Below are 14,252 nucleotides of genomic sequence, written 5' to 3'. Positions count from 1 at the left end.
CGGACCGACCGAGGTTGACCTCCATGACGACCGTCCAGGCCTCCGCCGACCGCCCGTCGACCGATGCGGGCCACCGGCTCGACGCACTCCTGCTCGAACGGTGGGAGCGCGATCCCGCACTCCCCGCGATCGTCTCCGGCGACACCGTCCTCACCGTGGGCGAGTTGAGGGAACGGGTCCTGCGGACGGCCGCCGCCCTTCGCGCGCACGGCGTACGGGCCGGGGACCGCGTCGTGATCCACCACGAGCGCTCCGTCGAGTTCGTGGTGGCCGTGCTGGGCGCCATGTTCGCGGGCGCCGCCCATGCGGCACTCGGCGTGGACGACCCGCCGCGGCGGATCCTGCGGGCCGTCCAGGACTGCGCGCCCCGGGCCGTGCTCACCGACTCCGCGCTGCACGACCGCTTTTCGGACGTACCGGGCCTGTCGGACCTGGTCGTCCTGACGGACGAGGAGTGCGCCACGTACGCGCCGACGCCCGAACCGGTACGGGGGAACGCGTCGGCGGACGACCCCGTCGCCGTCATCCACACCTCGGGATCCACGGGCCGCCCCAAGGCCTCGCTGATCAGTCACCGCGCTCTCGTCTCACGGATCACGGCCCTGCAGACCACGCACCGCATGGACGAGCGCGACCGGATGATCCACCACACGGTGTGCACGTTCGACATGCATCTCGGCGAGCTGTACTGGCCGTTGCTCGCCGGCGCCACCGTCGTCGTCGCGGCCCCGGGCCGCCATCGCGACGCGGACCATCTCGCGGACCTCATACGCGACCAGGGGATCACGACGGTCTACTTCGGTGTGTCCCAGCTCGAACTCTTCCTGCTGACCCGCGATCCCACCGAGCGGTACGACGGGCTGCGGCAGGTGCTCACCGGCGGCGAACCGCTCGGTCCCGACCTGGTCAGGCGCTTCCACTCGCGCTCCACCGCGTCGCTCACCAACATCTACGGGCCCAGCGAGTGCACGATCTACTGCACGGCCTGGGTGCTGCCGCGCGATCCCGGCCTGGACACCGTGCTCATCGGCCCCGCCATCCAGGACACCGAACTGTGGATCCTCGACGACAACGGCACTCCGGTCGCCGAAGGGGAAACCGGCGAGCTCTACATCGGCGGCGCCGGCGTCGCCCTCGGCTATCTGAACCGGCCCGAACTCACCGCCGAGCGTTTCCTCGACGCCGAGCGTTTCCCCAACGCCCCCGCGGTGAGCCCGGACAGCCGCCTCTACCGTTCCGGCGACCTGGTCAGGGCGCGGCCCGGCGGTGCGCTGGAGTTCCTGGGCCGGGCCGACCGGCAGGTGAAGATCCGGGGCATCCGCATCGAGCCCGGCGAGATCGAGGAGACCGCCAAGCGCTGTACGGGGGTCAGGCAGGCGGCGGTCGTCGCGCACGGCTCGGGTGCCGAGAAGCGGCTCGCCGCGTTCGTGGTGCCCGAGAAGGGCGTGGCGCCGGGCAGCCTGCCGTCGTCCGTGCGCGAGGCGCTGCGGACCTGGCTCCCGCCGTACATGGTCCCGTCGGCCATCGAGGTGACGGACGAACTGCCGCTGACGCCGAACGGCAAGCTGGACCGCCGTCTCCTGGAGGCCCGGGCGGCACGGCGGTCGGCCGAATCCGCGCCCGCGCGGCCCGTACACCGGGCGCCCGCCGACACCCCCGCCGACACCTCCGCCGACGCGTCTGTCGACGCGGGAGCCGACATGGACGCGGAACCGGATGTGGAGAGCGTCGTGTCCGAGGTGTGGTGCGAGGTCCTCCAGGTCTCCGCCGTCGGCCGGGACGACGACTTCTTCGATCTGGGCGGCGATTCCTTCAAGGTGCTGCGCGTCGTCGAGACCCTCAGGGAACGGCTGCGGGCGGACATCCCCCTGGCGGCGCTGCTGCTTGAGCCGACGGCGGCCGACTTCAGTGAGGAACTGCGTCGCATCATGGCGCACGGGCCCACGGACTGAGCCCGGGAGGCCCGGGAGCCCGGGGAGTACCGGGAACGCGAAACGGGGGCCCGGAACTCCCGGGCCCCCGCGTCAGGTTCGTACAGAGCTGCTACGGCACAGAGCTGCTACGGCGCGTCCACCACCGTGCCGTCGAGCACCGGCCCCTCCACCTGCTCGCCGTCCGCCGTCCAGAGGAACAGCTGGATCCGCAGAGACTCCTCCGGCTCGCTCACCCCGTCCGCGACGATGGGAATGGTCACGTCAGTGCTCAGCTCGCCCTGGGGGACGGCGAGGGGCAGATAGAGCCCTTCCAGCTCGGACAGCGGCCGGGCGGGGGCCGGTGACTCGCCGGTGGTCTCATCGAGCCAGGCCGGGTCGACGTCGGTGGTGGACAGTTCGGCGCCGTCGACCGGCGCGAACGCGGAGTCGATCCAGATCTCCGTGTCGGCGACCGCGGACTGGGTGATCCGCCAGGTCAGGCTCTGGCCCTCGGTGACCCGGCTCGGGACCGGCGTCACGCTGAACGTGGGCATCGGGTCGTCGTCCTTCACGGTCACGCCGCCGAGGTGGTTGCCGACCACCGTGTCGTGGACGGCCTTCGCGAACACGTTGTACGCCGTGCCGTAGCTGTAGCGGGTGTTGCCGGGGACGTCGACCGGCACGTCGATGCTCTCGGTGCCGGGGCGCACGGTCACCAACCGGGACGTGGTCTCACGCGTCTCAGGGGCCGAGACGAAGAGCCGGATCCGACCACTGCCCTGCCCGGAGAGCCGTACCGGCACCTGGTAGGTCCTGACTCCGGAGTCGCCCTCGTCGGCGGTCAGCCGGCCGATGTCGACGCGGGGCAGTGAGACGGGCCGTACCTCGGCCATGCCGGGGCGCCAGCCCCAGGCGTCGATCAGCCACGCCTTCCCCGACCCGCTGCGGGGGGTCAGTTCAAGGGACTTCACCTGCTTCAGGTCCAGCCCGGCCGCGGTCGCGGCGGTCAGCGGTACGCGTACCTCCTGGCCCCAGTACGACGTCGTCCGCTCGGTGCCCGGCAGTCCGTCGAGGCGGATGCCGCCGAGTGTCGCCCGTCGGCCCGCGGTGTCCGTGAGGGACACGTCCATGCGGGTGCCGGTGGTGTTCGGGGGCACGACGACCCGCAGGGCCAGCGACTTGGCTCCGGTAACGGAGACCGTTCGCTCCGGCTGTACCCGTACCGCGGAACCCGGCGTCGACCAGTCGAGCGCCACGGCGTTGCGGCCCGGTTCCCGGTCGGTCTCCCAGCCGGCGAAGTGCGGTGACGCGCCGGGCTCGTCGGGGTTGAGGCAGGCCGTGGCCGGGTCGGGGTCGACCTGCTCGCACAGCCGGCCGCCGTCCACCTTCACCGAGGGATCGGGAAGGAACGCGCCGGCGCGACGGGCACCGACGGCGTGGGTGAGGACGCGGGCGGGGCCCGCGGACTTCGCGCGTACGCCGGAGCTGTCCAGCAGCGGCCTGACCCGGTCGTCGCCCGCGACGAACAGCCGGGCCGCGGCGGCTGTGTAGGTGGAGCCGGCGGCCTGTTGCTGCTTGGCGGTCAGGCGTGTCGCGGCGCCCGGCGTGCACACCGCGTCCGGCGACCCCTCGTCTTCCCAGAAGTCGTCGTTGGCGGGCGCCTCGGCCTGGCCCGGCGTCCACTCGGTGTTGAAGTAGTTGTGGTTGGCGCCGACCATGTAGACGGCGCTGTGCAGGGCGGCACCACGGCTGACACCGCGTGTCCCGTCCACGTAGATCTCGCCCTGCAGATCGGACACATCGCCGTCGCAGCCGGGCAGGATCGTCATCGACGGCACCTCGGGAGCCGGGTTCTGCCCGAAGATGGTGGGGCCGATGAGGACGGTCCCCCTGATCTTCCAGCGCACCGGGCCCCGGTAGCCGTCCCGGTCGGCGGGAGGCTTGGAGAGGCTGTCCATCGCCGCCCGGTTCACGCCCTCGCCGCCCCGCGAGTGACCGACCAGGAGTACGCGCGACAGGTCGGCCCGCGCGGCCTTCCGTACGATCTCCGGTGCCGAGGTCCGTCCGGCGCCCGACCAGTTGGCCCAGCGGGCGAGGTGCTGCCGTACGAGGGACGAGCGGGCCTGTGCCCCGCCGTCCTCCGCCGCGAAGTCCTGCCCGTTGACGCCGTTGGCGGAGATGGACACCGTCACATAGCCCTGGGACGCCAGCAGTTTCTGGTCGTGCAGATAGCCGCGGTGGCTCGGTATCGCCTTCGAGCCGGTGGGGCAGGGCCAGTCGCCGACGAACTCGCCCTCGGGACCCCCAGTGTAGCAGGTGGGGTGGCGGCCGTGCAGGAAGAGGGCCAGCGGGCGCTTGCCCTGGGCCCCGGCCGGTGCGACCACGGCCGCGCGCATCTCCACCGGTTCGGGGAAGTCGGGCAGCTTCACGGACTTCAGCTCGTACTCGCCGCTGATCGTGCGGTACGGGCCGGGGATGCCGGGATCCACGGGGTTGGCCGGTGGCAGGGCCGACGGCTTCACCGGCGCCTTGGAGGAACGCCGCCGTGAGTCAGCCTCGATGCCGGCCTCGTCGAGGCGGCGGCCGGCGGCCCGCACTTGCAGGTCCTTCGCCGGTCCGAGCGCCACGCCCTGGAGGTCGAGGCCGAACGTGTGCCCGTCCTTCGCGGCGAGGGGCCGGCCCAGGAGCCGGTCGCCGGAGTAGAACTCGACGGCGGCGTCCCCCATGGGCACCGGTGTGGCCGAACGCCAGGTCAGCTGCTGACCGGATCTCGTTCCGGTGATCTGCCAGCCCTCAGGCAGTCTGCCGTCGGGGTCGGCCGAGGCCGCGGGCGGTGCGGGATCGGCGGCCGGCCGGGCCTCTGCCACTCCTTGCGACCCCACCACCACCGCCAACAACGCCGCAGCGGCGACCAATGTGCGCCGGGCATGGATCAACGTCCTTCTCCTCCTGTTGGCTCCTGCGTCCGGGCACCTCGGTTGCCCCAGGTGACCCGGGCATCTCTCTCGTCCCTGAGAAGAAGATGAGAATCGAGGCCACAGGGTTGCTCGGAGTGGACGTCGGGCCGAGGCATGCGGGGGCCTCAAGTGGAGCCTGGGGAAAGGGAGTTGGTCCGGGGTGTCCAGTGCGGGGCCGTCGGCGGGTTGGGGGTGGGAACGGCCGGGCGGGCCCTAGGAGCCGAGCGTCGCCAGGGCCGGGCCGAAGGCGATGAGCAGCGGGATCAGCGGGGCCAGGGCGGCGGCCGTCGTCGTACCGCGGCGGTGGGTCCGGGGCAGGCGGGGCGGCGGGTCCAGGAGGCGCTCCACCCGCTGGTGGAGCAGGGGGCGGGGAGTGGCGCAGGACAGGACGCCCCGGTGCTGGTTCAGCTCGATCAGCGCGAGGGCCGTGGTGAGGTGCCCGCAGCGGCGGGAGGCCGTGTCGTCGGCGGAGAGCTCGACCAGACGGTGGGTCTGGTCGCGGAAGTGGGTGAACAGCGGGATGCCCGGAAAGCCGGAGGCCAGCGCCTGGGAGAGGTGCAGGAGCCAGTCGTGACGGGCCCTGGCGTGACCCAGTTCATGGGCCTGGATGGCGTCCAGCTGGTGGTCGGTGAGGCGCTGCAGCGCGCCCGTGGTGACGACGAGCTGGGGCGGGCTGCCCGGCATCCACCAGGCGTCCGGGTACTCGTCCTCCAGCACGAGGAGCGGGCCGCGGGAGTCGCTGAGCCCGGCCGGCAGCTCGGGGGCGCGCTCGCGCAGGTGCTCGCGGCGCAGCCGGCCCCTCCTGCGGGCCTCCGTCACCTCCCGCGCCAGCATGGCCGTGGTCCAGGCGGCACCGCCGGCCAGCAGCAGCGTCAGCGCGGTGGTCCAGGGCGGGGCGGCGGCCAGGTCGTACGCCGCGGTGACCCTGGGCGGCGCGGGGGCGAAGACATGGACACGGACGGTGTGGAAGACCGCCGAGGCACTCAGCACGAGCGAGGTCAGACAGCACAGCAGCACGGTGGCGACCAGGCACTGCCACACCCACAGCGCGAGCACGGGCTCCCGGTCGGGCCAGAGTGCGCGGGTCAGGACACGGGGCGCCGCGACCGCGGCCGCCAGGGCGACGACCGCCATCAGGAGGAGGGAGATCGATACGGTCATGTCGCGGGGTACCTCTCGTCCGCCGGCCGTGCCGTGGTGAACGTGCCGCCCGTGGTCGCGGGGACGGCGGTGAGCCGTGCGGGGCGGACGGTCATGTCGCGGGCTCCTTCGGGAAGCGGCGGTGGACACGCTACCTGCCACCGGGGCCATGACGGCAATGAGCGGCACGACGGCGAACCGCGAGTAACCATGGACGCATGGGTGCGTGGACGGTGGTGGCGCGGTGAGCGGGGCGAGCGGGGTGAGCGGGGCGAGTGGCGGGAGCACGGGTGCCGGGCGCGGGGCGGGCGGCGGGTACTCCGGTACGCCACTGGCCAAGAAGATCGGGATCAAGGCCGGGCAGCGGGTGCGGTTGCTGCACGCGCCGGGGGAGGGGTGGGCGATCCCCGGGCTGCCCGAGGGCTGCGAGGTCGCCGAAGGAGGGCCGAAGGAGGCGGACGTCACCGTGGCCTTCTACCGGGAGGCGGCCGTCCTGGCCGCCGAGGGACCCGGGCTCGTCGAGGCGCTCGCCGACTCCGCGATGCTCTGGATCGCCTGGCCGCGGAAGGCCGCCGGCCACGTCAGCGACATCACCGAGAACGGACTGCGGGAGCTGTTCCTGCCCCTCGGTGTCGTGGATGTGAAGGTCGCCGCGCTCGGGGACGACTGGTCGGGGCTGAAGTTCGTACGCCGCAGGGAGAATCGGCGTATTTAAAGAGTCCTTACCGTGAACGGCTAGCATCGCCCCTTGTTGTCGAACGAGGTCGAGTGGTGGGGGTGGGCGCCGTGCCGATGGAGCCGCGGATCGCGGTGGCCGTGGTGACGATGGGCACACGGCCCCAGGAGGTCGACGCGCTGCTCGCGTCGGTGGCCAAGCAGGACGTCGCGCCCACGCGGATCGTGATCGTCGGGAACGGCTGTCCGCTCCCCGAGTTCGCCGACCGGCTGGGGCTGCCCGGCGAGGTCACCGCCATCGAGGTCGACGAGAACCTCGGCTGCCCGGGCGGCCGGAACGTCGCGCTGCGCCGGCTGCGGGAGTTCGGGGACGTGGACGTCGTCGTCGACCTCGACGACGACGGGCTGCTCGTCGACCCGGACGTCCTGCGGCGGGTACGGGACCTGTACGCGGCCGATCCCCGCCTCGGCATCGTCGGATTCCGCATCGCCGACGAGCACGGCGAGACCCAGCGGCGGCACGTACCCCGGCTCGGTGCCAAGGACCCGATGCGGGGCGGGGAGGTCACCGGCTTCCTCGGCGGCGGACACGCCCTCTCCATGGAGATGCTCGCGCAGACCGGGGACTGGCCTGCGGAGTTCTTCTTCGCGCACGAGGAGACCGACCTGGCATGGCGGGCCGCCGACGCCGGCTGGACCATCCGGTACGAGCCCGAGCTGCTGCTCCAGCACCCCAAGACCTCACCCGCACGGCACGCCATCTACTACCGCGTCACCGCCCGCAACCGCGTCTGGCTGGTCCGGCGCCGACTGCCGCTCCCGCTCATCCCCGTCCACCTGGCGGTCTGGATCGCGCTGACTCTCCTGCGGACACGCTCCGTTGGCGGGCTGCGGGCATGGTTCGGCGGCTTCGTGGAGGGGCTCAGGGTGTCGGCGGGGGAACGGCGGCCGATGCGCTGGGGGACCGTGTGGCGCCTCACGCGCCTGGGGCGGCCACCGGTCGTCTGAGCCGGGCCCTCACCCACGTGTCCACGTGTGCTTCCGGACCCGGTCGCTACGGCGACACTCCCCCGAGCCGCGGCGACCTACGACGCCAACCGCGTACCGGAACGACCGGATCCGAACGGTGATCAAATCAGGCCACGCCAACCGATCGCTAACATGGGGCGAACGGTGTGGCGAGGCACAGAGTTTCGCCTGGGAGGTGGCGGGAGCGGCGGATTCAGGCCGTTGACGGCCGCCGATGGGAAGAGGCGGACAGGTGGGCGGCGGACAGCGGTCGGAGCGGGGCGCCGGGCTGCGCCGCGGTCGATCGCCAGGCCGCCCGGGCGGGCCGTCGCCCGGGGCGATACCCGACCCGCCGCCGGAAGCGCCGCCCGCGTCCTCGCCCGAGCCGGGTTCAGGAGTGCGATCCGGTCTGCGGTCCGAGTTGCCTCCCGGGTTGCGTTTCGGGCTTCTCGGACCGACCGTCGTGTACGACGCCGACGGTGTGCCACGGCCGGTGAGCAGCGCGAAGGGGCGGGTACTGCTCACCGCTCTGCTGCTGGAACCGGGCCGGGTCGTCTCCGTCGACGTGCTCAAGGACGCGCTGTGGGGCGGGACTCCGCCCGCCTCCGCGCACGCGTCGCTGCAGAACCACGTGACCCGTCTGCGCCGCCTCCTGGACGACCCGGACCGACTGCGTTCGGTACCGCCCGGCTATCAACTGCGCGTCTCCGAGGGTGAGTTGGACGTACGCCTCTTCGAGACCCGGATCGGCGCCGCCCGAGCGGCGCACGCGCGGCGGGACTGGGAACGGGCCGTGACCGAGGCCGTGGCGGCACTAGGGCTGTGGCGCGGCACCCCGCTGACCGGCATGCCTCCCGGCCTCGGCGGACTCTCCCTCGTCCAACGGCTGGAGGAGGCACGGCTGTTCGCCTTGGAGTGCCGGTACGAGGCGGAGCTGGAGCTGGGCCGCGGGATGTCCGAAGGGGACGTACGGCTCTCCGGTCTCGCGGCGCTCGCGCCCGAACTGGCCGCGCTGGTCGCGGAGTTCCCCCTCCGCGAGGCCTTTCACCGCCAGCTGATGATGGTCCTCCACCGGACGGGCCGCCGCGCCGAGGCCCTCGCCGTCCACCGCGACCTGCGCCGCACCCTCGTCCGTGAACTCGGCGTGGAACCGGGGCTCACGGTCCGGGAGGCCCACCTGGAGATCCTGCGGGACGAGGGTTCGGGGCGGGCGGTAGCGACAAGGCCGGGATCGGGCGCAGGCCCGGGCGCGGATGTGTCAGCCGGTGATGGGATCGGTGCAGCCGGGACAGCGGATTCCGCCGAGGCAGTGGCTTCCGCCGGGCGGCAGCGCGCCGGAGGCGACGGCGTCTCCGCCCCGCTGTCCGCCGCGCCGGCCTCCAGCCGTACGGATCGGCGCGGGGCCGACGACCTGCCCTCTGCGGAAGCCGCCCAGGCCGCCCCGGCCGCCTCGGCAGACCTGGCGGCCCCACTCGCTCCGGCGACTCCGGCGACTGCAGGCGCTCCAACCACTCCAGGCGCTCCAACCACTCCGAAGGTGCCCGCCCTCGTCCCCGTCCCCCGCCCCGCCCAACTCCCTCCCGCCCCGGTCTGTTTCACGGGTCGCGCCGAGACGATCGGCAGGCTGCGTGCCACGCTCGTCCCGGCCGGGGGCGGGCACCCCCGCGTGGCCGTGGTCAGTGGCATGGCGGGCGTCGGGAAGAGCGCGCTGGGCGTGCAGGTGGCGCACGGGCTGCGGGCCGAGTTCCCGGACGGCCAGTTGTACGTACGGCTGCACGGGGCCACGCCAGGGGTGCTGCCGCTCACCGTCGGGCAGGCCCTCGCCGCGCTGCTCCGCGACCTGGGCGTGGAACCGCGGAGCGTCCCCGAACACCCGGACGCGGCAAGCGCGTTGCTCCGCTCACTCCTTGCGCCCACCCGCACCCTGCTCGTACTCGACGACGCGGTGAACGCCGCCCAGGTCCGCCCCTTGCTGCCCGCGGGACCCGGCTGCGCGGTGATCGTCACCAGCCGCTCGCCCCTCACCGCGCTGGACGGCGTGACCCGCTTCCCGCTCGCCCCGCTCTCCGACGAGGAGAGCGCCGAACTGCTGCGGGCCGTCTCCGGACGGGACGGACTCGACGGTACGCACCCTCTCGTCGGCCTCACCGGACGGCTGCCGCTCGCGCTGCGGATCGTCGCGGCCCGGCTCGCCGCCCGCCAGGTCCTCACACCGGACGCGCTCGCCGGTCAACTGGCCGCCAGCGACGGACGGTTGCACCATCTCGAATACGACGACCTCAGCGTGCGTCGCTCGCTCGCGGTGGCCCTCGACGCGCTGCGGGCCTCGGACCGCGAGGCCGACCGGGACGCCGCCCTCGCCCTGCGCCGGATCGGCGCGCTCGACCTGCCGACGTACGGGGTCCCGCTCCTCGCCCGGCTCCTGGGCACCGGCGAACGCCGCACCGAGGCCGCCCTCGACCGCCTCGTCGACGTCGCCCTCCTCGACGAGACGGCGTACGGCCGCTACACCCCGCACGACCTCGTACGCGACTTCGCCCGCGAGGTCGCCCGGGAGGTGATGGAGAGGGAGACCCCCGGCCCCACGGACGCAGGCCCCACGGGCTCCGGTTTCACGGACGCAGGCCCCACGAACTCAGGCCCCACGAACTCCGGCCCCACGAACTCCGGGTTCACGGGCCCGGACCCCACCGACATCGCCCTCCACTGGTACATCGCCTCCGCCCGCCGGTGCGTACCGGCCCTGATCCCCGCCGGTGTCGACCGCGACAACCGGCTCGGTGCGACGACGGCCGAGTCGGAGGGTGCGGGCGCCGGAGGCGGTGAGGCCGTGCCGTTCGCGTCGGCCGCCGAGGCCGTCGCCTGGGGGGACCGCGAGGTGGCGAACGTCGTCGCGCTGGTCGAGGGCCGCGCCGCCGCGTCCCCGCTGGTCCCCGTCCTCGTACGCGCCCTCTTCCCGTATCTGCAGCGCCGCGGCCGGCTGCGCGAGCTGGCGGTGCTCGGGCGGCGGGCGCTGACGGTGGCGCGGCGGCTCGGGGACGACGCCGCCGAGGCGATCGCGCTGTCCGACCTGGCGGGCCTCCACTTCATGCAGGGACATGCGGGCAAGGCACTCGTCCTGACCGACCAGGCCCTCATACGCTGGCGCGGCCTCGGCGTCGTCCCGCGCATCCAGCGCTGCCTGAACAACCGCGGGCTGCTGCTGGAAAGCCTGGGCCGGTACGTCGAGTGCGAACTCGCCCTGCGGGAAAGCCTGGAGCTGGCACGGGAGCTGGGCGACCTGGACGGCGAGGCCGTCGCCTACAGCAACCTCGGCAATCTCTACGAGCACTCCGACCCGCGTGCCGCCATCGAGTGGCACGAGCGGAGCCTCGCGCTCGGCGAGACCATGGGCGACTCCCGGGTCCGTGAGTCCGGGCACTGCAACATCGGGTTCGCCCACCTCACGCTCGGCGAACCGGCCCGTGCGCTGGAGCACTTCGACCGTGCGCTGAGCGTCTCGGACGGGGTCGACTGGCAGAGCGGCTCCCAGACCCGCCTCGGTCTCGTCCGTGCCCTGCGCGGCCTCGGCCGCACCGAGCGGGCCGCCCGCGAGTGCGCCCTGCTGCTGGCCCGCGCCGAACAGCGCGCCGACCGCTACACCGCCGGTCTCGCCCGGCACCAGCAGGGTCTGCTGCACCGGTCGGCGGGCCGCCCCGACGAGGCGTACGAGCAGTGGGAACTGGCCCTCGACGACCTGGACGGCACCGACAGCACGGTGACCGACGAACTCCGGGAGCTACTGCTGATCCGGCTCAACGGACCTTCCGCGCGGGGAAGTTGAGCGAGGGCTCACCACGAACGGGCGGGGAGCGCTCCCACTTGTCCCCTGTTCCCGCTCGCGTCCCTGTTCCCGCTCGGGCTCGCGACCCGGCCCGTACTCATGACCCCGCTCGGTCCATGACCCCGCTCACTTCACTTCGCGTCCGCGTAACACTCCACCACCGCCGTCGTGAACGGAAACCGCACCGGCGTCTCCCCGAACGTCAGCCGCCCCGCCAGCTCCGCGGCCTCCCGGATGGCCTCGACCACCGTGTCGGCCTCCGCCGCCGGACAGTGCACCATCACCTCGTCGTGCTGGAAGAAGACCAGCTCGGCCGCCATGTCCCGACAGGTGCGGCGGAGCGCGGCGAGCACGAGGAGGGTCCAGTCGGCGGCGCTGCCCTGCACGACGAAGTTGCGCGCGAAGCGGCCCCTGGCACGGGAGTTGGTCGAGGCGTACCCCGGCACCCAGTCCTGGGCGTCCCCGGGCTCGGCGCCCTCGCCCGGCACGACGCCGGCCTGCTCGCTCTCCGGAATTCCCGCCTCCTCCCCGGAGGAATCCGATCCCACCGCCGGAGGGCACGTCCGCCCGAGCCAGGTCCGCACGAGCCGCCCTTCCTCGCCCTCCCGCGCCGCGTCGTCCACGTACGCCACCGCCTTGGGGAAGCGGCGGCGCAGCAGTGCCAGGTTCTTGAGGCCGTCGCCGGACGTCTGGCCGTAGACCGCGCCGAGCACGGCGAGCTTGGCCTGGGCGCGGTCGCCGGAGAAGGCGCGGTCGGACACGGACTGGTAGAGGTCGGTCTCCCGCCCGGCGACCTCCATCAGGCCGGGGTCGCGGGAGATCGCGGCCAGCACCCGCGGCTCCATCTGGTCGGCGTCCGCGACGACGAGCCGCCAGCCGGGGTCGGCGACCGCGGCGCGACGGATGACCTTGGGGATCTGCAGCGCGCCCCCGCCGTTGGTCACCCAGCGCCCGGTGACCGTCCCGCCCGGCAGGTACTCCGGTCTGAACCGCCCGTCCCGCACCCAGTCCTGGAGCCACGACCAGCCGTGGGCGACCCAGATGCGGTACAGCTTCTTGTACTCGACGAGCGGCTTCACGGCCGGGTGGTCGATCGTCTCGATCTCCCAGCGCCGAGTGGATCTGATCTTGATCCCGGCCTGTGCGAAGGCCTTGATGACGTCCGCGGGCAGATCGGGCCGCACCCGTCTCCCGAACGCGGCCGACACCTCGTCCGTGAGCTCGGCGAGGCGGCGCGGCTCGCCCCCTCCTGTGTACCGCTCGCCCAGCAGTTCGTGCAGTACGTCCCGGTGCACGTCCGCGCTCCAGGGCAGCCCGGACGCGTTCATCTCGGTCGCCACGAGCATGCCCGCCGACTCGGCGGCCGTCAGCAGCCGCATCCGCCCGGGGTGCTCGGCCGCGTCGTGTCTTCGCTGCTGGTCCCCGTACACCTCGATGAGCTGTTCCAGCGGTACGTGGACGGGACGGGGCTCGAAGAGGGAGGACTGCGAACCGGGCTCGGCGGAGCGCTGCGGGGGATCGGGCGGCACGGGACCGCCGCGCAGTCGAGCCAGGGCGGCGGCGGCCGAGCGGGGCTCGCCGAGCCGTCCCTCGTGGCCGAGGAGGAGGGTCTCGGCGGCCTCCATGTCGTAACACCGCTCCACGCGGACGCCCGCTTCGCGCAGCCGCGGATAGACCTCGGCCGTCGACCGCCACACCCAGCGTGTGACGTCCGGCCGGGACCGTACGGACTCGGCGAGATCCGGCTCTCTCAGGACCGGTCCTGCGGGCAGCCCGTCGGGGCCGAGGGGGGCGAGCTCGGCGCCGCCGTCCTCGGCCGGCGCGAGAGCCCACCGGTCGGTCATGACTGCGAGTCTCGCAGGAGGGTCTGACAACGGCCCTGAACCGCGGGTCTCGCAGTTCAGGGCCCGTGCCCGGCACTCCAGGGCCGTGTCCGGCACTGGGCACGGGGCACGGCCGGTCACTCCCCCGGGGGGACCGGCCGTTCTTCCCAGCGGGTCCGCTCAGTCCTCCTTGAGGGACTGCCGCACCTTCTCCAGCGCCTCCGCCACGTTCGCCTCGGCCGCCGCCTTGTCCACTCCGAGTCCGCTGAGGAGGCCGGCGCCGGCCTCGTGCTCCAGCAGCGCGAGCAGGATGTGCTCCGTGCCGATGTAGTTGTGGCCGAGCCGGAGGGCCTCGCGGAAGGTGAGTTCGAGGGACTTCTTGGCGTTGCTGTCGAAGGGGATGAGTGCGGGTACGTCCTCGGCGCTCGGCGGGAGGGCGGCGGTCGCGGCCTCGCGCACGGCGTCCAGGGTGACGCCCTGCGCGGTGATCGCCTTCGCCCCGAGGCCGTCCGGCTCGGCGATCAGGCCGAGGACCAGGTGCTCGGTGCGGATCAGGTCGTTGCCTGCGGACTTGGCCTCGTTCTGGGAGACGATCACCACGTTCCTGGCCCGTGACGTGTAGCGGCTGAAGCCCTGGCTCGGGTCGAGGTCCGACTCCGCCTTCGGCACGAACCGCTTCTGGGCCGCCTGTCGGGTGACCCCCATGCTCTTGCCGATGTCCGTCCAGGACGCGCCCGAACGCCGGGCCTGGTCCACGAAGTGACCGATCAGATGGTCGGCAACGTCGCCGAGGTGGTCCGCCGCGATCACCGCGTCCTGGAGTTGGTCGAGAGCGTCGTCGTGAACTTTCTTGATGGCCTCGATCAGGTCGTCGAGGCGTACGGAGGTGGTGGCGCGTGGATTCGTGGTCATG

Annotated in this window: 8 protein-coding genes; 4 read left to right on the top strand and 4 right to left on the bottom strand. The window is 73.1% G+C overall.

From position 1 onward, the window contains the following. Positions 1-23 precede the first annotated feature (23 nt). On the top strand, positions 24-1,952 hold the full coding sequence (locus ACZ5VQ_RS35475) for an amino acid adenylation domain-containing protein (protein ID WP_469108523.1): 1,929 nt from the start codon (positions 24-26) through the stop codon (positions 1,950-1,952). 107 nt (positions 1,953-2,059) lie between these two features. Here ACZ5VQ_RS35475 and ACZ5VQ_RS35470 read toward each other — a convergent pair whose 3' ends face one another. Together ACZ5VQ_RS35470 and ACZ5VQ_RS35465 are read right to left on the bottom strand one after the other, a co-directional pair. Continuing rightward, on the bottom strand, positions 2,060-4,849 hold the full coding sequence (locus tag ACZ5VQ_RS35470) for an alpha/beta hydrolase (RefSeq protein WP_469108522.1): 2,790 nt from the start codon (positions 4,847-4,849) through the stop codon (positions 2,060-2,062). Between the two features lie 234 nt (positions 4,850-5,083). Then, complete coding sequence (locus ACZ5VQ_RS35465) at positions 5,084-6,031, bottom strand: M56 family metallopeptidase (protein ID WP_362079838.1); 948 nt, start codon at positions 6,029-6,031, stop codon at positions 5,084-5,086. A 205-nt stretch (positions 6,032-6,236) separates the two neighbouring features. Here ACZ5VQ_RS35465 and ACZ5VQ_RS35460 point away from each other — a divergent pair, with 205 nt between their 5' ends. The 3 genes from ACZ5VQ_RS35460 (at position 6,237) to ACZ5VQ_RS35450 (ending at position 11,516) form a co-directional block, all read left to right on the top strand. Continuing rightward, positions 6,237-6,725: a DUF3052 domain-containing protein gene (locus ACZ5VQ_RS35460; RefSeq protein WP_469108521.1), complete on the top strand. Its 489-nt coding sequence runs from the start codon at positions 6,237-6,239 to the stop codon at positions 6,723-6,725. A gap of 77 nt (positions 6,726-6,802) precedes the next feature. Next, a complete protein-coding gene (locus ACZ5VQ_RS35455; RefSeq protein WP_269652552.1) occupies positions 6,803-7,693 on the top strand; it encodes a glycosyltransferase family 2 protein in 891 nt (296 codons plus the stop codon). Positions 7,694-8,126: 433 nt separating this feature from the next. Then, positions 8,127-11,516, top strand: a complete 3,390-nt coding sequence (locus tag ACZ5VQ_RS35450) for a BTAD domain-containing putative transcriptional regulator (protein ID WP_469108520.1) — start codon at positions 8,127-8,129, stop codon at positions 11,514-11,516. A 131-nt stretch (positions 11,517-11,647) separates the two neighbouring features. On the opposite strand, the gene ACZ5VQ_RS35445 is transcribed toward ACZ5VQ_RS35450, so the two are convergent. Together ACZ5VQ_RS35445 and ACZ5VQ_RS35440 are read right to left on the bottom strand one after the other, a co-directional pair. Beyond that, on the bottom strand, positions 11,648-13,360 hold the full coding sequence (locus ACZ5VQ_RS35445; RefSeq protein ID WP_469108519.1) for a bifunctional 3'-5' exonuclease/DNA polymerase: 1,713 nt from the start codon (positions 13,358-13,360) through the stop codon (positions 11,648-11,650). 159 nt (positions 13,361-13,519) lie between these two features. Beyond that, entirely contained in the window at positions 13,520-14,251 is a 732-nt protein-coding gene (locus tag ACZ5VQ_RS35440; protein ID WP_469108518.1) for a Clp protease N-terminal domain-containing protein, read from the bottom strand. Position 14,252: the final 1 nt, after the last annotated feature.

Source organism: Streptomyces sp. NPDC033178 (genome assembly GCF_055577685.1).
This window is presented reverse-complemented; position numbering and strand designations above follow the sequence as displayed.